The organism is Methylocaldum szegediense, assembly GCF_949769195.1.
In the GTDB taxonomy this organism is placed as follows: Bacteria; Pseudomonadota; Gammaproteobacteria; order Methylococcales; family Methylococcaceae; genus Methylocaldum; species Methylocaldum szegediense.
On record NZ_OX458333.1, the window covers coordinates 1,828,276 to 1,850,822 of the forward strand.

16 protein-coding genes are annotated in these 22,547 nt (G+C 61.3%); all 16 read left to right on the top strand.

Annotated features, from left to right (window positions below):
* Positions 1–105 precede the first annotated feature (105 nt).
* The 16 genes from QEN43_RS07820 to QEN43_RS07895 all read left to right on the top strand — a co-directional run bounded on the left by QEN43_RS07820 (position 106) and on the right by QEN43_RS07895 (position 22,386).
* On the top strand, positions 106–492 hold the full coding sequence (locus QEN43_RS07820) for a hypothetical protein (protein WP_026610351.1): 387 nt from the start codon (positions 106–108) through the stop codon (positions 490–492).
* Between the two features lie 120 nt (positions 493–612).
* Positions 613–1,242: a DUF2760 domain-containing protein gene (locus QEN43_RS07825; RefSeq protein WP_026610350.1), complete on the top strand. Its 630-nt coding sequence runs from the start codon at positions 613–615 to the stop codon at positions 1,240–1,242.
* A complete protein-coding gene (locus tag QEN43_RS07830) occupies positions 1,239–3,236 on the top strand; it encodes an Hsp70 family protein (RefSeq protein ID WP_026610349.1) in 1,998 nt (665 codons plus the stop codon). Before QEN43_RS07825 ends, QEN43_RS07830 begins: the two co-directional genes overlap by 4 nt.
* Positions 3,237–3,286: 50 nt before the next feature.
* Positions 3,287–6,079: an Hsp70 family protein gene (locus QEN43_RS07835; RefSeq protein ID WP_026610348.1), complete on the top strand. Its 2,793-nt coding sequence runs from the start codon at positions 3,287–3,289 to the stop codon at positions 6,077–6,079.
* Between the two features lie 143 nt (positions 6,080–6,222).
* On the top strand, positions 6,223–6,636 hold the full coding sequence (locus QEN43_RS07840; protein ID WP_156912732.1) for a hypothetical protein: 414 nt from the start codon (positions 6,223–6,225) through the stop codon (positions 6,634–6,636).
* A 147-nt stretch (positions 6,637–6,783) separates the two neighbouring features.
* Positions 6,784–7,080: a PepSY domain-containing protein gene (locus QEN43_RS07845; RefSeq protein ID WP_156912731.1), complete on the top strand. Its 297-nt coding sequence runs from the start codon at positions 6,784–6,786 to the stop codon at positions 7,078–7,080.
* A gap of 90 nt (positions 7,081–7,170) precedes the next feature.
* Positions 7,171–7,854, top strand: a complete 684-nt coding sequence (locus tag QEN43_RS07850; protein ID WP_026610347.1) for a response regulator transcription factor — start codon at positions 7,171–7,173, stop codon at positions 7,852–7,854.
* The gene (locus QEN43_RS07855; protein WP_026610346.1) at positions 7,851–9,227 is read left to right on the top strand and encodes an ATP-binding protein; all 1,377 of its coding nucleotides are present in this window, start codon (positions 7,851–7,853) and stop codon (positions 9,225–9,227) included. Before QEN43_RS07850 ends, QEN43_RS07855 begins: the two co-directional genes overlap by 4 nt.
* 176 nt (positions 9,228–9,403) lie before the next feature.
* Positions 9,404–10,615 (top strand): toxic anion resistance protein, encoded by a 1,212-nt coding sequence (locus tag QEN43_RS07860; RefSeq protein ID WP_026610345.1) that lies wholly within the window; start codon positions 9,404–9,406, stop codon positions 10,613–10,615.
* A 134-nt stretch (positions 10,616–10,749) separates the two neighbouring features.
* Positions 10,750–11,256 (top strand): Hsp20/alpha crystallin family protein, encoded by a 507-nt coding sequence (locus tag QEN43_RS07865; protein ID WP_026610344.1) that lies wholly within the window; start codon positions 10,750–10,752, stop codon positions 11,254–11,256.
* Between the two features lie 483 nt (positions 11,257–11,739).
* Positions 11,740–12,936 carry an HlyD family secretion protein gene (locus tag QEN43_RS07870; protein WP_051331636.1) on the top strand — a complete coding sequence of 399 codons (1,197 nt, stop codon included), beginning with the start codon at positions 11,740–11,742 and terminating at the stop codon, positions 12,934–12,936.
* A 423-nt stretch (positions 12,937–13,359) separates the two neighbouring features.
* On the top strand, positions 13,360–16,110 hold the full coding sequence (locus QEN43_RS07875; protein ID WP_036268774.1) for an ATP-binding cassette domain-containing protein: 2,751 nt from the start codon (positions 13,360–13,362) through the stop codon (positions 16,108–16,110).
* A 135-nt stretch (positions 16,111–16,245) separates the two neighbouring features.
* Entirely contained in the window at positions 16,246–17,424 is a 1,179-nt protein-coding gene (locus QEN43_RS07880) for a tetratricopeptide repeat protein (protein ID WP_051331634.1), read from the top strand.
* Positions 17,421–19,544, top strand: coding sequence for an ATP-binding cassette domain-containing protein (locus QEN43_RS07885; protein WP_317963913.1), 2,124 nt, complete (start codon positions 17,421–17,423; stop codon positions 19,542–19,544). Before QEN43_RS07880 ends, QEN43_RS07885 begins: the two co-directional genes overlap by 4 nt.
* A gap of 1,283 nt (positions 19,545–20,827) precedes the next feature.
* Positions 20,828–21,349 (top strand): RNA polymerase sigma factor, encoded by a 522-nt coding sequence (locus tag QEN43_RS07890; RefSeq protein WP_026610341.1) that lies wholly within the window; start codon positions 20,828–20,830, stop codon positions 21,347–21,349.
* Between the two features lie 74 nt (positions 21,350–21,423).
* Positions 21,424–22,386: a FecR family protein gene (locus QEN43_RS07895; RefSeq protein ID WP_026610340.1), complete on the top strand. Its 963-nt coding sequence runs from the start codon at positions 21,424–21,426 to the stop codon at positions 22,384–22,386.
* The last annotated feature ends 161 nt before the right edge of the window (positions 22,387–22,547 follow it).

Here is a 22,547-nt window from a genome sequence, read left to right on the forward strand (position 1 = left end):
CGGAGGGAAAGGACTCCCGCGCGCCGTTTTCCGTTCCGCCGATCCTCAACATCGCGTAGAATCGAACGGATAATGGTCATTCGACGAACACAGGAGTCACAGGTTATGAGACTTTTTCCCCGTGCGCTGATTGCCGGAATCCTTGTTTCGGCCTTGCCGCCGGCTCTCGCCGAGGACGAATGGCGTGGCACTACGCTTTCCGACCAGACCCTGGAGAAGGTCAACCTGGCTTTGGTCGCCTATCAAGGCTGCGTCAACACCGAGGCTCGGGCGCATATCGGCGAGCCGGTGGATTCGCGAGCGATCACCGACAGTGTCCTGAAAACCTGCGAAGACAAGCTCTCGCAAGTGAAAGCCGCGTTCGACAGCGAAAAGGTCCCGGCCGCGATCTCCGAACGCTACATGCGCGCTCGTCGTACCCAGGTCGCGCGTCAGATCTTGCGCACGTTCATGGCTACCCAGGCCGCCCAAACGGCGACCAGGCAGCCGTAACGCGACTATCTCGAGCTCGTATTCTCGGCCGGTCGGTTGCATCATCCACGCAGCCGCCCTTGCGTGTCGCGGCGACACGTGGTTTCAGAGAATATCATCCAACGAATAAAGAGGAACCGAATGCAATTCGACCCAACACTCATACCCACCACGTTTGACGCCGTCCACATCGGGCTTGCGGTTCTGGTGGTCATTCTGCTGATTCTTCAGATCCTGCTGCTGTCGGTAGCCGTCATCGCCCTGTTGCGACGCGGAAAACCCGCAGCCGAGCCGGCTCGCGTCGAGGTGGCTCCCACCCCCGTCCCGGAAGCACCCAAGCCACCGGAACCAAAAAAACTGGAACGTCCCGAGCCCGTCGTTGTCAAAGAAGCCACTCCCGACGCGGCCCTGCAGCTTCTCGGGCTCTTGCAGAAAGAAGCCCGTTTCGTCGATTTCGTACAGGAAAACATCGCAGCCTATTCCGACGCCGAGATCGGTGCGGCAGCCCGCGTCGTGCATGAAGGGTGTCGCAGGGTACTGAGCCAACATTTCGAGCTCGAACCGGTGCGCAAAGAGCAGGAGAACTCGCGCATCACCCTGCCGAAAGGCTTCGACGCCGCGAGCATCAGGCCTACCGGCAACATCGTCGGTGAGCCGCCCTTTACCGGCACCTTGATACACCGCGGCTGGCGCGCCACTGCCGTCAGACTGCCCAAGGTCGCCGAAGGACATGACGTACGTATCATCGCCCAAGCAGAGGTAGAATTGTGAGTGAGCCCCAGTATTCCGTAGGCATCGACCTCGGCACGACCAACAGCGTCGTATCCTATGTCGATCTCAGCCGGTGCGACGGCGAAAAAGCGCCGATCGAGGTCTTGGATATTCCGCAACTGACGTCCCCCGGCACGATCGGAGAAAAAAAACAACTGCCTTCTTTTCTTTATCAAGCCCACGAAGCCGAGCTTGCGCCCGGCGACATTGTCTTGCCCTGGGACGAACATCCGGAAGCCATCGTCGGCGAGCTGGCCAGGCAACTCGGCAGCAAGACCCCCATACGCCTGGTGTCGAGCGCCAAGAGCTGGCTATCTCACTCCGGCGTCGACTGCCGCGCGCCTATCCTGCCGATCCAGTCTCCCGAAGAGGTCAAGCGGGTCTCGCCGCTTCAGGCATCTATCGCATACCTCCGTCACATGCGCGACGCCTGGAACGCCCGCTATCCCGACGCGCCTTTGAGCGAGCAGGATCTGGTGATCACGGTGCCGGCGTCTTTCGATCCTGCCGCACGGGAGCTTACAGTGGAGGCCGCCCACGCCGTCGGCCTACGCCAGGCGATTCTGCTCGAAGAACCGCAGTCGGCGCTATATAGCTGGATCCAATCCAGCGACGGAAAATGGCGTGAGCAAGTAAAACCGGGCGACATCATTCTCGTCGTGGATGTGGGCGGTGGCACCACCGACCTGTCGTTGATCGCGGTGACCGAGGAGGAAGGCAATCTGGTCCTCAACCGCGTCGCCATCGGCGATCACATTCTCCTCGGCGGGGACAACATGGACCTGGCGCTGGCTTATGTCCTCAAAATGAAGCTCGAGGCCGAAGGCAAACGGCTTGAGCCGTGGCAGATCCAGGCGCTCATGCACAGTTGCCGGGACGCCAAGGAATCCTTGCTGTCCGATACGGAAACGGATGAAGTCGCAGTGGTCGTGCCCAGCCGCGGTTCGTCGCTCATCGGCGGTACCCTGCGCACCAGCTTGACGCGCAGCGAAGTCGAGCGGACCCTAGTCGAAGGCTTCTTTCCGCGGGTACAGATCAGCGACCGCCCGGCCGTTCAGGCTCGCACCGGCTTGACGACGCTCGGCCTTCCCTATGCCAAGGATGCGCGGATCACCTGCCATCTCGCCGCCTTCTTGAGCCGACAGATCGGCGCGACCGGCGAATTGCAGGGATTCGACCTTCCTGCTGATGCACGCTTCCTGCATCCCACTGCGCTGCTCCTCAACGGCGGCGTGTTCAAATCGCCCGCACTCGAAAATCGCCTGCTCGAGGTGCTGAACAGCTGGCTCGAGGCCGACGGCGCGCCCCATGCACGGCTGCTGCACGGCGCCGATTTGGATCTGGCCGTGTCGCGCGGCGCCGCGTATTACGGCTATGTCCGCAAGGGTCGCGGCGTCCGCATCCGTGGAGGCACTGCCGCCGCTTATTACGTGGGCGTCGAGAGCGCCATGCCTGCCGTACCGGGCTTCCCGCCGCCGATCGAGGCCTTGTGCATCGCACCGTTCGGCATGGAGGAAGGGACCGAGGCGGATCTGCCGCCCTACGAGTTCGGATTGGTCGTCGGCGAGCCGGTACGTTTCCGCTTCTTCGCATCCACCGTCCGCCGCGACGACGTGGTCGGGACGCGCCTCGACTACTGGTCGGAGGACGAGTTGGAAGAACTCGACGAAATCGAAGTCACTTTGCCGGCCGGGGAGCACCAGACCGGCGATATCGTCCCGGTCCATCTGGCGGCCCGTGTGACCGAGGTCGGCACGCTGCAGTTGGAAGCGGTCGAGAAGGACGGCGAAAAGCGTTGGAATGTCGAATTCGACGTCCGTGCGGGCGAGAAACCCTTGCCATCGGATGAGAATGTCGCGCCGGAGGAACCGATCCTGGGCGATGTTTCAGCCGCTGCGAGCGAGGACGAGCCCGAAACCGCCGTGGAAGAAAGCGCAGCGCAAACCTCCGGCAACGAAACATCGTCCAAGAAAGGCTTTTGGCCATTCGGTTAATAACCCTTCGAACCGCAGGGGACATACCCCTGCGGACACCTCCCCGACCCATGCCCGAAAAACCCAGCCAGACGCCTCGTTATCTCGTCGGCATCGACCTCGGCACGACCCACACCGTGGTGGCCTATGCCGATCTCGTCAAAGCCGCACGTGCCGAGATCCGGCTTTTTCACATCGATCAGTTGGTCGCACCGGGCGAAGTCGCGGCCGAACCGCTCCTGCCCTCGGTCCGCTATCACGCCTCCTTGGAGGAATTGACCGAAGCGGACGCAGGCCTGCCCTGGCCATCGTCCGAAACGCCATCTGGTTACCGTCCAGTCATCGGCAAGCTGGCACGCGCCTTGGGCGCGAAAACCCAGGGCCGTTTCGTGACCAGCGCCAAGAGCTGGCTGTCCCATGCCAGCGCGGACCGCACTGCGCCCATTCTGCCCTGGGGCGCTCCCGAGGAAATTCCGAAGATCTCTCCGGTCGAGGCCAGCGCGAGTTATCTCCGCCATGTGCGCTCGGCCTGGAATTACCGCCATCCGGAAGCGACGCTGGAAAATCAGGAAATCGTGGTCACCGTGCCCGCCTCCTTCGACGAGGCCGCGCGCACTTTGACGCTGGAAGCGTCCCGGCTGGCCGGACTTCCTAACGTGCGCCTGCTCGAAGAACCGCAGGCAGCCTGCTACGACTGGCTCTGGAATCACCGCGCCTCTTTGCGCGAGGAACTCGGCGACGTCCGCCTGCTCTTGGTCTGCGACGTCGGTGGCGGCACAACCGACTTGACTCTGATCAAGGTGGAGCCGGGCGGGGAAGAACCTAAGCTCACCCGGATCGCGGTCGGCCATCATTTGATGCTGGGCGGCGACAACATCGACCTGACCCTGGCGCATCTCGCAGAACGCCGGCTGGTGGGTGAAGACCGCAAGCTGTCCGCGGCCGAACTTTTCCAGTTGGTCGAACAATGCCGGCTGGCCAAAGAACGGCTGCTCGCGCCCGACCCACCGGAATCTGTGACCGTAACGCTGCTCGGCGCCGGAGCCCGGCTCATTGGCGGCGCACGCTCGGTCGAACTGACCCGAGACGAGGTCCGCGACGTCGCGCTCGACGGCTTCCTGCCGATGACCGGTCTCGCCGACCATCCCGATCGAAAACGAATCGGCGTGGTCGAATTCGGTCTGCCCTATGCCGCCGATCCCGCGATCAGCAAACACCTGGCCGCTTTTCTCACACAACACTCCGAAGCGGCACGTGAAGCGCTCGGCGCAGAGGCCGCCGAGCCGGTCCCGGATGCCGTGCTGCTCAATGGCGGCTTATTCCGCAGCTCGGCCTTGGCCGAACGTGTGGTAGACCTCCTGACCTCATGGGGACACCGACGCCCGGTTCTGCTAAAGAACGAACGTCCCGATTTGGCTGTGGCCTACGGCGCGGTAGCCTACGGGCTCGCGAGGCGTGGCCATGCGGTTCAGCGCATCGGCGGCGGCTCGGCCCGAAGCTACTTTCTGATGGTGGAAACGGGTCCCAACGAAACGCCCAAGGGTGTCTGCATTCTGCCGCGGGGAACCGAGGAAGGCCGCGAGATCGTGTTGACCGACCGCAGTTTCCTGCTCAGGCTCGGACAACCGGTACGCTTCAATCTGGCATCATCCAGCGAAGACCGACGCTTTGAGGCGGGTGAGCTGACCGAAATCGACGACGATCGTTTCGTCCGCTTGCCGCCGCTTGCCGCGATTCTGGACCGGGAAAGCGCGCAAGGCCGAACCGAGCAAGCCGTCCGTATTGTCGCTGCCCTAACCGAGATCGGTACGCTCGATTTGCATTGTGTCGCGGCCGACGATACCGAACGGCGCTGGAAGATCGAATTTCAATTGCGGCAGGCCGCCCCGCAAGCGGTCTTGCCCGAAGCTCACCGACATCCGCGCGTTGATCAGGCCGTGGAGAAAATCCGACTGGTTTTCGGCAAAAAATCAAAGGCTGCCGATACCAAGCTTGTTAAGGGGCTGCGTTCGGAACTTGAAAAGATTCTAGGCCCCCGAGCCGGCTGGGAGACCGCCTTATTGCGCGATCTGTTCAGCGCTTTGCTGGAAGGGCTGCCGCACCGGCGGCGATCCGCCGAACACGAGCGCCTGTGGTTCAGCCTGACAGGGTACTGCCTCCGTCCGGGGTTCGGCTATCCCCTGGACGACTGGCGGGTAGAACAGGTCTTCGCCGTCTACCGGCAAGGTTTACAGTTCGTCAACGAAATCCAAAATTGGGCCGAGTGGTGGACCTGCTGGCGGCGGCTTGCCGGCGGCCTGAACGAAGAGGCACAGCTTTCGATATTCGAGGACCTGGCCGACTTCATCAACCCCGAGACTGCCCGGCGCGGCAATCTTCCCGCCCTTAGCAAGAAGCGCAGTTACGAGGACATGGTGAGACTTGCGGCCGTGCTGGAACGGCTGCCGGTGTCCAAGAAGATCGACCTCGGAAATTGGCTGCTGCAGCGCCTGGCCAAGCCCGGCGAACCCACCGAAAGCTGGTGGGCGCTCGGCCGCGTCGGGGCGCGCGTACCGTTCCACGGCAGTGCACACAATGTGGTTCCCCGCGCCGTTGCCGAGGAATGGCTGGACCGAATCCTGAACTACGACTTCAAGAAAGAGCCTCACGCGGGCTTTGCCGCGGCTCTCATCGCGAGGCTCAGCGGCGACCGGGAACGAGATATCGACCCGATGCTTCGATCAGAAATCATTGAACGGCTGAAAGCCGGCAAAGCGCCGGAGTCGTGGATCGCCATGGTGTCCGAAGTGAAAGAACTTACCGAGGCCGATGAAAAACGCCTCTTCGGCGAGGCGCTTCCGCCGGGGCTGAAGCTGATTGCCTGATTCGGCTCGGGATCCCGTTCGGTCGAGGCTTACCATCCTGTTCAGCGTGCATTCAGGGACGAAGGACTATCTTCATCCTGCCGGCAAACATCACGGGTTTGGTTCCGGCGCCAGTTTTAAGTGTTTGAACGGGGGATCAAGTCATGAGACCACTGTATAAAATGATGATTGCCGTATTCGCTACCGGCCTATTCGCTTTCGCTTCCGGCGCCGAAGCTGGAGGCCGCCATGGGGGCCACGGGCATCATCATCACCATCACCACCATGGCCACCACCATCATCATGGCCCCAAAGTGATTCACCATTACCACGCGCCTGCGCCGCGCCATTACCGTCCGCCGCGGGTAGTACATCATTACCATCCGCCTCGGGTGGTCTACCACAACCATTATCCCGCCTATTACGGTCGCGGCAGCGGTTTAGCCGGAGCCTTGCCGATCGTCGCGGGCGGCGTGCTCGGCGGCCTGGTCGGAGAACAGGTTGGATACGGCAATCATGGAGCCATCATCGCGGGTTCAGTGGCCGGAGCGGTATTGGGACATGAGATCGCACACTGAGTCCAGGCGCTACCTCGTTGCTCGGTGACTCGGTAGCGTCCGTTGTCGCTATGGAACGGAGAGTGATATTCTGCGCCTACTCAAGAGCCGGGCGGCGTTTCGCCACCCGGCTTGCTTCTCGGAAACGCCCCACTCGCATCGAGCCGCGTGAGAAACAAACGCTTTTCTTCCGCAATCCTGGGCTGCCTGCTGCTGGCGGCATCTCCCGCCTATCCACAGCCACCGTTCGGGCGGGACGCTCCGGTCACGCCTTTCATCGCGCGCCAGCCACAGGCCCGGCCCGGCATCAGCCTTGACCAGGCCATCCAGCGTATCCGACGTGAAACCGGTGGCCGTATCCTCGCGGCCGATACCGTCCGAAACGGCGGCGGTGTCACCTATCGCATCAAAGTGCTGTTGCCGGACGGCCGGGTGAAGATTTTCCACGTCGATGCCCGAGGATGAGGGTTCGGAAGTCGCGCCTGGAGCGATTCGTTTACATCATGGGGTTTGGCCGCTGAAACCGTTTGAACAACCCTCTTCGGAACGATTCTCATGCGCCTGTTAATTGTGGAAGACGAAGCCGAATTACGCGCCCAGCTCAAATCTCGCCTACAGGCCCTGGGCTATGCCGTGGACACTGCCGCCGACGGCAAGGAAGCGGTCTTCATGGGTAGCGAATATCCGTTCGATCTCGCGATCGTCGATCTAGGGTTGCCGTTTATCTCCGGCATCGACGTTATCAAACGCTGGCGCGCCGACGGCCTCAATTTCCCCGTCCTGATCCTCACCGCCCGCGACCGCTGGCAAGACAAAGTCGAGGGACTGGACGCCGGAGCCGACGACTATGTGAGCAAACCTTTCCATTTCGAAGAACTGCTCGCCCGAACCAAGGCCCTGCTAAGGCGCTCCGCGGGCATCGCACAATCCGTGCTGCGCTGCGGCCCGATCGCGCTCGATACCGGGGCGCAGACCGTTCGAGTTAATGACCAGCCCGTGGAATTGACTGCCCAGGAATACAAGGTTCTGGAGTACCTGATGCTGAATACCGGCAAGGTCATTTCCAAAACCGTCCTTATCGAGCACATCTACGATCAGGAATTCGACCTGGACAGCAATGTCATCGAAGTCTTCATCGCCCGCCTGCGCCGGAAACTCGACCCGCAGAACACCCTCCGTCCCATCGAAACGCTTCGTGGGCGCGGCTACCGGTTTACGCTGGAACGTACCCCCGGATGACCTATTCCCTTCGAACGAGGGGGCTGCTCGTCGCCAGCGTGGTACTCGTCGCTTTTCTCAGCGCGACAGGCCTGGTCCTCGACAAGGCGTTCCGTGACAGCGCGAAGGCAGCTATGCGCGACAGACTACAAGGATTCGTCTATACCCTGCTGGCAGGGGCGGAACTGGATAGCCGCGGCATCATGAGGGGCCCCGAAAACCTACACGAACCCCGTTTCAATCAAACCGGTTCCGGACTTTATGCCGAAATCCGACGAGGGAGACGCAAGCCGGATTGGCGGTCCCCTTCCGCAACGGGCATCCAGATTCCCGCAACGCCGGTCCCCCCGACCGGCACGGCCCTGTTTACGCAGGCCGTATTGGAGGACGGCACGCCCGTTTATGTGCTCACCTTCAGTGTACTCTGGGAACAAGAAGGGCGTCGGAAGCCAATCCGCTTCGTTTTCCGGGTGGCCGAAACCTTGGACGGTTTCTATGCGGAGGTGAATCAATTCCGGCGCAGTCTCTGGGCTTGGCTCGGCGCTGCGGCGCTGGTACTGCTGCTGGTTCAGGGCGCCATATTACGCTGGGCGTTTTCACCGCTTCGCCGGGTCGCCGCCGATCTTGCGGCTATCGAGGCAGGACACGCGGAAAAACTCGTCGGTGACTACCCGGAGGAACTTCGAGGGTTGACTGACAATCTCAATGCGTTATTGGACAACGCACAGTCTCACCTCACCCGCTATCGGGACGCCCTGGGCGATCTCGCGCACAGTCTGAAAACCCCGCTGGCTGTATTGCGTGGCGCCATCGAGGGGCAGAGTTCGAATCCCGATGCCGATATTCGTGCGGTCGCCCAGGAACAGATCGACCGCATGACTCGTATTATCGAATATCAGCTGAAGCGCGCCGCCGCTTCCGGACGAACCAGTCTGACCCCGCCGGTCAGCATCGCGGAAAAATCCCGGCAGGTCGTGGCCGCCTTAACCAAGGTCTATGCCGAAAAACAGGTCGACTGTCGAATCCTGGTCGACGATCACGTGGTCTTTCACGGAGACGAAGGCGACTTGCTCGAGATTCTGGGAAATCTTCTCGACAACGCCTTCAAATGGTGTCGGAGTCGCGTCGAGCTCAGAGCCCGAATGGTGTTGGAACCGCTGGGGAAGAGTCCCCATCTCGAATTGAGGGTCGACGATGACGGCCCAGGAGTCGCCGAGGAGGTTACAGAACGCGTCACCCGCCGGGGCGAGCGCACCGATAGCTCGGTGCCTGGACACGGTCTGGGCCTCGCCATCGTGGATTCCATCGTGCGAACCTATCTCGGCCGGCTCATGATCGAACGTAGCCCCCTCGGTGGTGCAGCCATCATCGTCCGGGATATCGGACAACCGTAATCGGCTCGAATGATTCGATAAATCGCAGCGAATTGGATCTAATTGAAGGGTCATCCAGACTGGAATCGCAAAAGGCCCAGCCGCGCCCCTTCCCGGATGACCATCTACGGTTGCACTGCGAAATCGGCTTTTGCTTACTATTACTATCTTTATCCTATTTCACCCCGGAGATAACCATGGCTGATGCCAACGACACCTTGACCTTGACGCCGCCCCAGCCGGTCCCCGAAATCAAAGAGGAACAAGCGACCAGCATGGTCAAACTGGATGAGGCAACCATTTCCAAACTGGACCAAAAAATCACTGAATTCCTTCATGCGGTGCTAGAGGCCGACGTTAACGACCCCGTATTCCGGGAGCGATTGTCCGGCGTGCACAGTATGGGCAATCGCGAAATCCGGGCCGCCGCGTCGGTATCCAACCGACTCCTTGAGCGCCCCGTGCGAGCCATGAAGTCCGGGGTTTACGACGAATCGTCCACCATTTCGAGGTCGCTTCAAGAACTGCGCGCGACCGTGGAACAGCTCGATCCATCGCGCCAGGGCGATCTTCTCTCCCCGCGGAAGCTGCTCGGCATCATCCCGCTAGGCAGCAAGCTGAAGAACTACTTCGAGAGCTACCAGTCTGCTCAGACCCATCTGAACGCCATCATCCAGGCGCTATACAACGGCCAGGACGAACTTCGCAAGGACAATGCCGCCCTGGAACAGGAAAAAGCGCATGCCTGGGAGATCATGCAAAAGCTCGAACAGTACATCTATTTGGGCAAGAAATTGGACGAGGCGATCGAAAGCCGCCTCCCGGAAATCGAGGCCAAGGATCCGGAGAAAGCGCGCGTCATCCGCGAGGAAATGCTGTTTTACACACGACAGAAAGTCCAAGACCTCCTGACACAACTTGCGGTCACGATCCAGGGGTACTTGGCGATGGACATGATCCGCAAGAACAATCTGGAGTTGATTAAGGGCGTCGACCGAGCCACCTCGACGACGGTATCTGCGCTTCGAACCGCGGTCATTGTGGCCCAAGCCCTCACCGATCAAAAGCTGGTGTTAGATCAGATTTCCGCCCTCAACACCACAACCGGCAACCTCATCGCCTCCACGTCGCGCCTCCTCAAACAACAGGCGGCCCAGACGCACGAGCAAGCCACCAGCTCTGCCGTTTCCCTGGATCAGCTGAAACAGGCGTTCGAGAACATTTACGAAACCATGGACGCCATAGCGACTTACAAAACTGAAGCGCTGGCCAATATGAAACAAACCGTGGACCTTCTATCGCACGAAGTCGACAAGGCCAAGACCTATCTCGACCGAGTCCGCAGCGAGCAGCAAGCCGAGGTAATCAAGGAACTCGAGTTGGGCGAAACCGACGAGGTTCGTCTCTGAAACCGGGTGTGGAAGGTTCTAAGAAATCCTTTTGAACCGAAGTTCGTATTCTCGCGGTGAAACAGGCTCGAAACGGAAGTGTCGAACTATGCGAACGGCTCTTTAGCCGGCCTAGCGAATCAAGGAGGTGAATCATGGCTGACGTTCCGGTACGCAGAGAGGAAACCACACCATCCCACGCGCTCACTACAATCGAGGAGATGGATCGGTTTTTCGAGCGCATGGAGCAGGCATTCGAGGATTTCTTTCCTAGAGGGTGGCTGACGCCTTTTCGCTGGCAAAGGCCATGGTGGCGTCGGGTCCTTCCTCCCATCGAGGCTCGCTTGCCGAACATGGACCTTATCGACCGAGACGAGGAAGTCGTGGTGCGAGCCGAACTTCCCGGCGTGGAAAAGGACAAGCTGGATGTGAGCCTTACCGACAACGCCCTGACGGTCCGCGGAAGCACCGGTTACGAGGAGAAGGAAGAGAAGGGTGACTACTACCGCTGTGAGATCGGTCGCGGCGCTTTCAGTCGCACCATTCCCCTGCCGGCTGCTGTGGACAGCGAGAAGGCAAAGGCGAAGTTCCAAAACGGCGTGCTAGAGATAACCCTGCCCAAAGTGGAAAAGGCCAAGCGCCGCACTGTTAAGGTTGAGTGAGGCGTTCGCGTCCCTCAAAGAACGGTCTCCCGTATTCCGCACGCATCATCCGGGCGTGGCTAGGTAACCAGCCTGCAGCGTGGCGAAATGCGGGGGACCATGACTGCGATCTGTTGCAGCACAAGATTCCTCTATGCTAGAACGACGGTCGCGATCTGTGCGGTGTTTCGGCGCCATCGACGCGCTCAATGGCCGTAAAGTCATGGAGAACGCGCGTATGGCACGTGGGTCGGCACCCCTTCGTTCACGCGATGGACCGTGCTTGACAGTGTTTCACCTCATGTCCATCATTCGCACGCCATCGGCAAAATCGCCCCTTGGATTTTCGATCCGCCCTAGCCGCAAGATGAAAATTTTTGACGTGGCGCAGCACGTCCAGCCGTACGTCGATGCTTTCAATAGGTATCGTGGTTCCGGTCGGATGAAGGCATCCGCGTGGAGCAGGCGGAGAAGCTGCGGCTATTGATCCACTGAATCCACCCTATGCCCGCTTCCTTCGAACGTACTTGGCGCGCCCTCGATGCCGACTCTCCATGGCCTAGAACCTTCGGCATCGGGCTTGCAAGCCTATTGTTGGGAGGATGGCTGATCTGGTTCCTCGGCGGGCAAGTCAAGGTTTACGAAGTCTCGGATAGAACCAGCCTGGAAGTTGCGATCGCCGCGCATCCGATCGCAACCCGGATCGACGGACGGGTGGTGAGGGCCCAGCTGGAACTGGGCCGCCGAGTCAAGAAGGGAGAGGTGCTGGTCGAACTCGATGCCGAAGCTGAACGCCTCGCCCTCGCCCGCAGTGAAGCGCGCCTGGCCAGCTTCAAGGCCCAAGCCGCTGCCTTGCGCCCGGAAATCGAAGCACGCGAAGCCGGTCTTGCGGCCTATTTCGGCGCCAAGACGTTATTGGTTGCCGAATCTCGCGCTAATACCGAGGAAGCGATGGCGCAAACCCGATTCGCCGAATCACAGGCAGCCGCCCGGCGGATGCTGGCAAGCCGTAAACTCGTGTCCGAGGAAGCTCTTCAGGAAGCCGAAGCCAAGGCCAAAGCCGGCCATGCGGCGGTCCGCGCGCGCCAGGCGAACACAGGTCGCATGAGCCGGGAAGCCGAGGTCGAAATCGCCGACCGCCGGGCGAAGATCGCCGAACTCCAGCGCAAGCTAGCCGATCTGGAAGGTCGAGCATCGGCCGAGGAGGCCGAGGCGCGTACCATTCAGCAGCGGATCGATGCACATTTCATCCGGGCTGCCATCGACGGGTACCTAGGACGGGTCGAAATTGTGCGCGCCGGCACTGTGGTACAGGCCGGACAGGTATTGGGCGCAGTGGTTCCCGACGGCGAACCGCATGCGGTAGCCTGGTTCGGTAGTTCCGCGGTGGGCCGAATCCGACCGGGCCAGAAGGCCCGACTGCGGCTGGACGGATTTCCTTGGACCCAGTATGGCACGCTGGCGGCAACGGTCGACTCGGTCGGCAACGATCCTCTGGGCGACCGTGTTCGGGTCGAACTTGTTCTCCGCCCCGAATCGACGCCTTCCATTCCCTTGGCGCATGGCCTTACTGGCACGACGGAGATCGAAGTGGAGCGAATATCCCCGGCCCGGCTGGTACTGCGGGCCGTTGGGCGCTGGTTGACCACGCGAACTGCCAAGGCCGAGCAAACGAGCGTGGACATATCGAAAGGGAAATGAATCGCAGTGGCAACGGGTATTTTTTCACTTCCGGCTTATAGGGAGTTCCGCTATGCTTTTTCGCGATGCTGGAGATTGTCACCCCGCAGTTACATGTGTGAAGTCAACGTGTCGGAGAACGACATGAAAGTAAAAAGCAAAGTCAGAGCCGGCGGTCCTGTCCTGCAGCGCTGCGAGACCTTCCGCCGCTGATGTTCAGCGAGCGGTGGAAAAACCGTTCCCGCTATCCTGAAAAATGCACGATGAGGTAAATCGCATGAAAGTAAAAAGCAAAGTCAAAGCCGGCGGTGCTAAATTTAACCGCTGCGAGACCTTCCGTCGCTGATCCTCGCTGACCGGCGATAAAGACCGTTCCCGCCATCTAAAGCGGGAACGGTTTTTTTCGTGCCGGCATTCGCCCGATCCACGTTGGCCGATTCCGCGATGAAAACGTTCCCGCGCCGCTTTCTCGTCCCCGAAGTCGTCCAAACCTCGCTCATGGACTGCGGGCCGGCGGCGCTCAAGTCTTTGCTCGAAGGTTTCGGCATCCGGGTGAGTTACGGGCGATTACGGGAAGCCTGCCAGACCGACGTGGACGGGACATCCATCGATACCCTGGAAGAACTCGCCAAGTTCCTGGGGCTCGATGCCGAGCAGGTCATGCTGCCCCCGGACCATTTGCTGATCCCCGAGGCCGGCGCCTTGCCCGCGATCGTCACGGTTTGCCTGCCTTCCGGGCTGCCCCACTTCGTGGTAGCCTGGCGCCGGCACGGCGGCTGGGTACAACTGATGGACCCCGCGTCCGGCCGCTGCTGGCAGACCCGCAAGTACTTTCTTAGGAATCTGTACATCCATCGCATGAACGTGTCCGCCGCCGATTGGGCGGAATGGGCGCGTTCGGACGATTTTCTCATCCCACTGAATCGCCGCTTGCGCGAATTGGGACTCGAGAACACCGCCTCCGCCCTATCCGCCGAGGCGGCGGAAACACCCGGCTGGCAATCCCTGGCGGCACTCGATGCCGCTACCCGACTGACCGCTTCGCTGGTTCGCGGCAAGGGACTCAAGCCCGGCCGGGAAGCCTATGCCGTGCTGGAAGACGTCTGGCATCGGGCGGCCTCGTCGCCCGAAGAAGCGCTCCGGTTCATCCCGGAAGCTTATTGGTCGGTGCGCCCGGCGCCGCCCGAAGACGAGACGGAAGAAGAGGAAATCCTGCTCAAGGGCGCGGTCCTGATCCGGGTGAAAGGACACCTGGCCGAGCGTCCCGCGGCGGAAAGCGAGGATGAGGAAACATCCGCGCCGCTCAACATCGAGCTCGCCGCCGCCCGCGCCGAGGCCCCGCCGCGCCCGTTGCGAGAATTGCTGGAGTTGATGCACGGCGACGGATGGTTGTCCTTTACCGCACTAGGCGGCGGTCTGCTGCTGACGGCATTGGGCTTTGTCCTCGAAGCGTTGTTGTTGCGCGGCGTACTCGATCTGGGCCACGACCTTCAATTAATGCCGCAGCGGCTTGCCGCCTCCGGCTACTTGCTGCTGTTCGTCCTCGCCCTGCTCTGGCTGGAACTGCACGTCACCGATGGGTTGCTTCGGTTGGGTCGCCGCCTCGAAACACGCCTCCGCATCGCCGTGCTGGAAAGGATACCGCGCTTGCCCGATCAGTATTTCCGCAGCCGCCCGGTTTCCGACATGGCCGAGCGCAGCCATGTTGTGCATCGGCTCGGGCGCCTGCCGCAACTGGGCGGGCAATTGCTCCGCGCAGTCATGACTCTCATCATTACCGGTGCGGCCATCGCCTGGCTCTATCCCGCCGGAGCGCCGATCGCCGCGCTGTCGGTGGTACTCGGAGTGGGATTGCCGCTGGCTTTCAACGGCAGTATCGAGGAACTGGAATTGCGGGCGCGAACCCACAACGGCTCGCTCATCCGCTTTTATCTGGATACCCTGCTGGGGCTCTCGGCGATCCGTTCCCATGGCGCTGAAGCGTCGATACGCCGGGAACAGGAAGACCTCATGGTGGCCTGGGGCGACGCCCGGGTGCAATTGTTCCGTGTCCAATGGCTGGCGGAGGGACTACAGGCGGCGGCCGGTTTCGGTCTGGCGGTCTGGCTGCTGTTCGATTATGCCGCGAGCGTTTCGGACCCAGCCGGCGCGCTACTCCTGGCTTACTGGGCGCTCCACATCCCGGCGCTAGGCGAGGAGATCGCCCTTCTGGCGCGGCAGTATCCGATGCACCGTAACCTGGCCTTGCGCCTCATCGAGCCTCTGCGCGCACCGGTCGAATGGGATGCCACCCCGACGGTACAGCCACCCGAAGCTTCCTTGCCCGGGGTCGAAATCGTTCTGGAAAATGTCACCGTCCATGCCGGTGGCCAAACTTTGCTACACGCTATCGATCTGCATATCCCATCCGGCTCCCACGTAGCCATCGTCGGTCCATCCGGCGCAGGGAAATCCAGCCTGGTGGGGCTGCTGCTGGGCTGGCATCGAGCAGCGGAGGGCGAGGTGAGGATTGACGGCGAGCTTTTGGACGCCGCTCGTATCGATCTCCTGCGGCGGTATCTGGTCTGGATCGATCCTGCCGTCCGCCTATGGAACAGAAGTCTCCTCGACAATCTCTTCTACGGCGCGCAGCCGGGAGCGGACTTGTCCTGGACCCTGGGCGCCGCGGAGCTGCTCGGCATTGTCGAGCGCCTGCCGGACGGCTTCCAGACTCTCCTCGGCGAGGGTGGTGGAAGGCTATCGGGAGGCGAAGGGCAGCGGGTGCGGGTAGGCCGAGGCCTATTGCGTTCCAATCCGCGCCTGGTGATCCTGGACGAGCCATTTCGCGGCCTGGAGCGCCCGCTCCGGCGCACCTTGCTGGAGCGGACCCATGCTCATTGGCGGGACACCACCTTACTGTGCATCACCCACGATGTGGGCGAAACCCTGGGATTCGAGCGGGTGCTGGTAGTGGACGGCGGACACATCGTCGAGGACGGCGCTCCGGCGGAACTCGCGGAGAATCCGGAATCCCTCTATCGCGCCCTGCTGGACGCGGAAACCTCGGTACACGAAGAAATCTGGGGAGACCCACGCTGGCGGAGGCTGCGGGTAGAAGATGGAAAAGTACAGGAACGGCGGATACCGGAAGCGGAGAAAGCCGCCGCTTTCCCAGTAGGCTGGGGCAGAGATGTGGCGGGTTTCACGGAGAATTGAACGGCCGTTCGCTGATGGGCTGCACCATTCGGAGGTCGACCGAACGTTATAACGAGCCGTTTCCCGCTTTCTTTTCGTCCGGATGCCGGCTATCTTCCCACACACCCACCGCTCGGAAAAAAAAGAATAACAACCATGAACCAAACCGAACACCAATTACGCGAACGTATCGCCTCGCTCGAAAAACAACCGGATGCGGAGGAAGAGCTCGCCTCTGCCTTGAACGATCTGGCTGACCACCTGTCCGCGCAGGGACATTGCGGCGAGGAAGTCCTTGCGCTATACCGGCGCGCCCTGGAACTGTTCGAAGCCAACGGGGGCTCGGATCAGCCCGACGTGGCCAATGTCCTCAATAATCTCGCCTCCTCCCATTACGAGCGGGGCGAATACAGCGAAGCGGAACACTTGAGCGCGCGGGCGGTCGCGATCATGGACGGGTTGTTCGCCCAGCCGGAACTGGTCGCGAACACCGACGCGGATACACTGGCGGCATGCCAGCGCATCCGCCGGCATGGCTTGAGCCAGTCCGCTTCGGCCCTACGCGCCCAAGGCCGTTACGCGGAGGCGGAGTCTCTCCTATCTCGGGCTGTAGCGCTGATGGCAGAGCATTTCGGCCCGGACAGCCACGAACTGGCGATTACCCTCAATGATCTGGGCATGCTCTATAAGTACTGGGGGCGCTATGATCAGGCCGAATCGGCCTATCGGCGGGCACACGATATCCTGGAAAGCCTTCACGGACCGGATGATCCGGTACTGGCGGGTATCTTCTACAACCTGGGCGGTCTGGATCATGCACGAGGCCGCTATACCGCGGCGGAACCCCTGTGCCGCCGGGCACTGGCTCTACTGGAAAGGGTTTTGCCGGACGCTCATCCGCAACTGGCCGTGACCTACGGCACCCTAGCCGCCATTCTCGATGGGCAGGGCCGATACGATGAGGCCGAAGTCCTCTACCGCCGCGCCCTCAAGATTCATGTTGCCCGGCACGGCACAGAACATCCGGAAGTTGCGCTGCTGCTCAACAATCTCGGTGCCATCGCCGAAGCCCGAGGTCACCTGGCGGAAGCCGAGGCGTTGTACCTGCGGGCGCTGGACATCCGCGAGCGCTGCCTGGGTCCCGACCACCCGCTCACCGCCACCTGCCTCAATAATCTCGGAATGCTGTATCCGGCCATCGGCAAGGGCAGGAAGGCCGAAGCACTGTTCCGGCGGGCGCTGGACATCCTCGAAAAAACCGTCGGTCCGGAACACCCCCACACCTTGATCTGCCGCGAGCACTGGGAAACCTCTCGCTTTGCCGGCGGCGCGTGATCCCCTCGCCCGAACTCGAAAAGCTGGCCTGGCCCATTGATCGCCTGGGCGAAGCGGTCGCCGCGTTGGGCTACGCCCGCGGCTGGGCCGATGCTGCGCACGGCGTACAGGTCGCACCACATCTCGGGAGCGATGACCCCGAGGCCGCCCTGGAATTCGAGTTATCCCGAACCGCCGCGCATCTGCGCCTCGAAATCGAAGCGGTTGAAACCGATTACGCCGGCATCCGTGCGTTTCTTGCCCGCTGCGCGCCGGCCGTGTTGCGTTTGCCCGAGAATCTTTTCTTACCCGTGCTGGAGCGGCGCGGTAAGACTCTTCACGTCCTGTGTGCGGATCTGAAACGGCGGCGCCTGTCTCTGGAAACGGTACGGGAAGCACTATGCCGCGCACTGGACGACGAACTGGCCGCCGATATTGACACCCTCATTTCCGCCGCGCGCGTACAAGGGATCCGCCAGGCTCGTGCACGCGCCGCCTTGCTGGAAGAACTTCTGGCCGATCGCCGCATCCGGGTAGGCTGGTTGGTCCGGCCTGCATGCACCACTTCGCTCAGCCGACAGGCAAGCGACTACCGGGTACGGGGGCTGCTGAGCACCCTGTTCGCCGCTCATACCCTGGCCTTCCTGTTGTGGCTGGGTGCGTGGTGGCTGCTGGGACAAGGCGTATTCTCCGGACATCTCGACATCGGTTGGCTGCAAGCCTGGGCGCTGCTGCTCCTGACCCTGCTTCCACTGCGCTTGCTCGCTTCCGGAGCTACCGGCTGGTTCGCGATCCGTGCCGGCGCCCTGCTCAAGCGGCGTCTTCTAGCCGGCGCGCTACGGCTGGATCCAGACGAAATCCGCCACCTTGGGATCGGACGTCTATTGGGTCGCATCCTGGAAGCCGAAGTCCTGGAGCAAATGGCCGTGGCCGGCGGTTCTCTCGGATTGACGGGCCTGGTGGAACTGGTCATGGCTTTCGGCATTCTCAGCCTCACTCAGGATTCCCGGCCGTTACTCGTGCTGGCCACCTGGACCCTGGCTGGCGTGGGATTCGCCGTATATTACCTACGGCACCAACGAAACTGGACGGAAACCCGTCTGGCCCTGACCGACATCCTGGTAGAGGGCATGGTGGGTCACCGCACCCGCGCGGTTCAAGAATCTCGGGAGCGCTGGAACGCTCGCGAGGACCATGCATTGACGAGCTATTATCAAGTCAGTCTGGCACGGGACCGCGCCGCCCTGAACCTACGGGCGATACTGCCGCGCGGCGGCCTGCTCGTCGGCATTGCCTCGCTTGTCCCCGCTTTCGTCGCCGGCGGCGGCAGCGCCGTACCCTTGGCGCTCAGCCTCGGAGGCGTGCTGGCTGCGTACCTGGCCTTTCGCCATCTTGGCGAGGGGCTGGAGCAAATACTGGGCGCCTGGGTGGCTTTCGAACAAATCCGTCCATTCTGGCGCGCCGCAGCCCATTCTGAAGTCCTGGGACACCCCGAAGTCTCCGGCAACAAGACTGATTCCGACCCGGAGCGCCCCATCATCGAGGCGCACAACCTGATCTACCGACACGCTGGTCAGTCCAATCCGGTGTTGTGCGGCGCCAGCCTTCATATCGGAGCGGATGACCGGGTGCTGTTGGAAGGTTCCTCGGGGAGCGGTAAATCCACCCTGGCCTCGCTCCTTTCCGGGCAACGCCTGCCGGAAGCCGGGCTCTGCCTGATCGGCGGCCTGGACCGCGCCAGCTTGGGCGAGCGGGCATGGCGACGCCACATCGCGCTGGTGCCCCAGTTCCACGAAAATCATATTTTCATGGGCTCGCTGGCGTTCAATTTGCTACTTGGCCGGAACTGGCCGCCATCGCAGAAAGACATTGATGAAGCTGATGCCCTATGCCGCGCCTTGGGTCTCGGACCGCTCCTGGAACGGATGCCCGGCGGCATCTTTCAATTGGTGGGCGAAACCGGCTGGCAACTCAGCCACGGCGAGCGCGAACGCATCTACATCGCCCGCGCCCTGCTGCAAGGGGCGAAAGTGGTAATTCTGGACGAAAGCGTTTCGTCGCTGGACCCGCAAACCCTGCGGGACACCATGGCTTTGCTGTGGAAGCGGGCGCCGGCTTTGATCCTCGTCGTCCATGCCTGACGCGGCCGCGTCCGTCCCGCGGGCTTCGTTTCTCGCGTGAATGTATCCAGGGACGGCAAAGTCGCGGAATAGAGCGCTTTCATCTTCATTGAAAGGTAGCCGAGGGGAAGGAAAGTGAGCGAGGGCATAGACCGCTAGGCTGTAATTCCATTTCTACCTCATAGCTGAAATATTCGACTGCACTTTGTCCGCTCTATTTTGCTAGGTCATGGATCATAATTTCATTTCAGAATTAGAAACTGAATTAGTTACTTGAGCCAACGTGTGAACCGAAAACCGAAATGACGGAAACGTCCCATCAGCCGGCGCATTCCCTCACCCCAACCCCTCTCCCAGAGGGCGAGGGGCTTAACTCCCTTCTCCCTCTGGGAAGGGGCGTCCTGGTGCTCCCAGGACGACCGTTTGCGAATGGAAGGGTCGTTTCGGTGCTCCCGGAACGACCGTTTGCGATTGGAGAAGGGCCGGGGATGAGGGCCTAGCACTTTTGGGCTTGTTGTTCCATTTCTACTCCATAGCTGAAACGTTTGACTGTACTTTGTCTGCTCTACTGTGATAGGTCATGGATCATAAATTCACTTCGGAATTAGAAATGGAATAAAACCCGTCCTACCTCGCTCATGTGACCCCACAAAGCCGTCATTCCGGCAGGGATCTCCGGAATCCAGAACCAAGGACGGTAAAGCGCCTCCAGTCGTATAAGCTCCGGTTCTTCCTCCAGGCGTGATGGATTTTGACGGAATGGAAGTCAAGCAGGACTAACTGGGCTTCCGTCCGCGAACGGTGCCTGTCCTGAGCCTGTCGAAGGGCCTGTCCTGAGCGAAGTCGAAGGACTCAGGAAAAGACTATCCGTCAAATTCCACACCGGTGCGGCGTTTCACACAAAAATCCGGTGCTGTTCGAACTCTACGGCCCGAATGGGCGGAGCGTCTGTTCATACCGGCTGGACCGATACTTGGAAGTGGTTTGGCATTTGATTGTTTACGAACCTTTCGGCCCGAGAACGGCATCGACAGCGGACCACCGTCCCATGAATGCTTCAATTGATAATCGATCCACCCGAATCCAAGACGACAACGGCTTCCCGCAAGTCCGTTTCGCCACACGAACGAGATCGGAAAACTCTCGCTCGTTCCCGTGGCACCCTTGTTGCTTCGACTCCTTCTCGCCGATGCCTGTCGAAACGGCCCGTATCAAGGTCAGCCTTGAGCATGGCGCCTAGCGCAACGACAGGCCCCGGTCGCGGGCCGCCATAACTAAATAAAATCGTTCCCCGTTAATCGTCGATGGACCACTCTTCAACCGGCGTCAGCGATTTGTTCCTGGATCTCCGGGAAACGCTCGTTCACACCTTGTTCCGTATTGTGGGTTGCCGGCAGACCGCCGAGGACCTCGTCCAGGAAGCCTATGTTCGAGTGATGAGCGCAGCGGAAAACCAACATGTCGCCCATCTGAAAGCCTTTCTTAACCAGACCGCGCGCAATCTCGCTCTCGATCATTTGCGCAAGGCGAAGGTGCGGGCTCGGATCGATTGTCCGGACGCCGACGCGGAAACGGTTGCCGAAATTCCGGCTTCGGCACCGACGCCCGAGCAGGAAGCCGTAGCACAGCAGGACGTCGAGAGGCTGTTCGAAGCCTTGGCCGGCCTATCCGAGCGGCGGCGCCAAATCCTGATTCTCCACAAGCTCCATCACTGGTCTTACGAAGGCATCGCCGGTCATATCGGCATTTCCCGCAGCGCCGTGGAAAAGAACGTCCAAGCGGCTCTGGCTCATCTCGTGTCCGTTTTGGGAGACGATATCTTCTGACACCGGTGTGTGACCGCACACCCCGAACGTCTTATCCTATAGCGTTTCCATTTCACGCGCCCCCTATCCTCTACATGACTTCCAACGGCGACGACGATGCCCATTCCCCCGGCACGCCGCTAGACGAGGCGCTGGCCTGGTTTGCGCGGCTGCAGGACAGCGAAGCCAGCGCGGCCGAGCGGAAAGCCTTTCACTCCTGGCGTGCGGCCAAGCCCGAAAATGCCGAGGTCTATGCTCGCGTGGAGAAGCTATGGAATTCCCCGGCTTTATCCGAGGCGCTGGCAAAGTTTCCCGCCGCGATCCCGCCGGCCGCCACCCGAAACCGCCGGCGAACGCCCGGCCGTTGGGCCGCGGCGGCCTCCGTCCTGTTGCTGGCCAGCTGGATGCTGGCTGCATCCGGACTGATCGACCGCTGGCGCGCCGATTACACTACGGTAGCCGGCGAACAGCGCCGCATCGCGCTAGCGGACGGTTCCATCGTCATCCTGAACACCGATTCCGCCCTGGCGCTCGATTTCAACGACGATCGGCGCGGCGTTCGCCTCCTGGCCGGCGAAGCTTATTTCGAAGTCCGCCCTGACAGCGCGCGGCCTTTTGTCGTCAATACCGACAACGCGACCGTACGGGTGGTAGGTACCCAATTCGCGGTTCGGGCCGGGGAGAAAACCTCGGTTGCCGTCGACAGCGGGATCGTCGCCTGCGGCAACGAGAAAGGCGCCGGTGTCCAGTTGACGGCGGGACAGCGGGTATCGATCTCAAAGGAAACCGTCACGTCGCCGGAAACCATCGACTCCGGAAGCACGTTCGCCTGGCTCAAAGGACGCCTGATTTTCAAGGATCGTCCCCTGGCGGACGTGCTGGATGAACTCGACCGCTATCACCCCGGCCTCATCGTCATCGCCAACGCCAAGCTCGGGAACACCCGCGTCACCGGCAATTACAAGCTCGACGACACCGCCGCTGTGGTCCGCGCCCTCGCGGACATCGCCGGCGCCCGTGTCACGACCGTCTCGCCCTATTTGACGGTGGTACGTTAGAACGTAAACGGACTCCCGGAAATACCGAAAACGAGTCGGGCTTGCCCCTGTTCTTCAAATGTCCGTGGCCCGGCGGCATACGGGGCGCAGCCGCCGAATGCGCGACAAAAATTTTTTCGTCGCGAGGTGTGTGCTCCCACCCCCTAAAACGTCTCGGTAAC

Coding starts and splice junctions, on each gene's coding strand:
- QEN43_RS07820 (WP_026610351.1), top strand. CDS start 106: ATGAGACTTTTTCCCCGTGCGCTGATTGCCGGAATCCTTGTTTCGGCC.
- QEN43_RS07825 (WP_026610350.1), top strand. CDS start 613: ATGCAATTCGACCCAACACTCATACCCACCACGTTTGACGCCGTCCAC.
- QEN43_RS07835 (WP_026610348.1), top strand. CDS start 3,287: ATGCCCGAAAAACCCAGCCAGACGCCTCGTTATCTCGTCGGCATCGAC.
- QEN43_RS07840 (WP_156912732.1), top strand. CDS start 6,223: ATGAGACCACTGTATAAAATGATGATTGCCGTATTCGCTACCGGCCTA.
- QEN43_RS07850 (WP_026610347.1), top strand. CDS start 7,171: ATGCGCCTGTTAATTGTGGAAGACGAAGCCGAATTACGCGCCCAGCTC.
- QEN43_RS07855 (WP_026610346.1), top strand. CDS start 7,851: ATGACCTATTCCCTTCGAACGAGGGGGCTGCTCGTCGCCAGCGTGGTA.
- QEN43_RS07860 (WP_026610345.1), top strand. CDS start 9,404: ATGGCTGATGCCAACGACACCTTGACCTTGACGCCGCCCCAGCCGGTC.
- QEN43_RS07865 (WP_026610344.1), top strand. CDS start 10,750: ATGGCTGACGTTCCGGTACGCAGAGAGGAAACCACACCATCCCACGCG.
- QEN43_RS07870 (WP_051331636.1), top strand. CDS start 11,740: ATGCCCGCTTCCTTCGAACGTACTTGGCGCGCCCTCGATGCCGACTCT.
- QEN43_RS07875 (WP_036268774.1), top strand. CDS start 13,360: ATGAAAACGTTCCCGCGCCGCTTTCTCGTCCCCGAAGTCGTCCAAACC.
- QEN43_RS07880 (WP_051331634.1), top strand. CDS start 16,246: ATGAACCAAACCGAACACCAATTACGCGAACGTATCGCCTCGCTCGAA.
- QEN43_RS07890 (WP_026610341.1), top strand. CDS start 20,828: ATGGACCACTCTTCAACCGGCGTCAGCGATTTGTTCCTGGATCTCCGG.
- QEN43_RS07895 (WP_026610340.1), top strand. CDS start 21,424: ATGACTTCCAACGGCGACGACGATGCCCATTCCCCCGGCACGCCGCTA.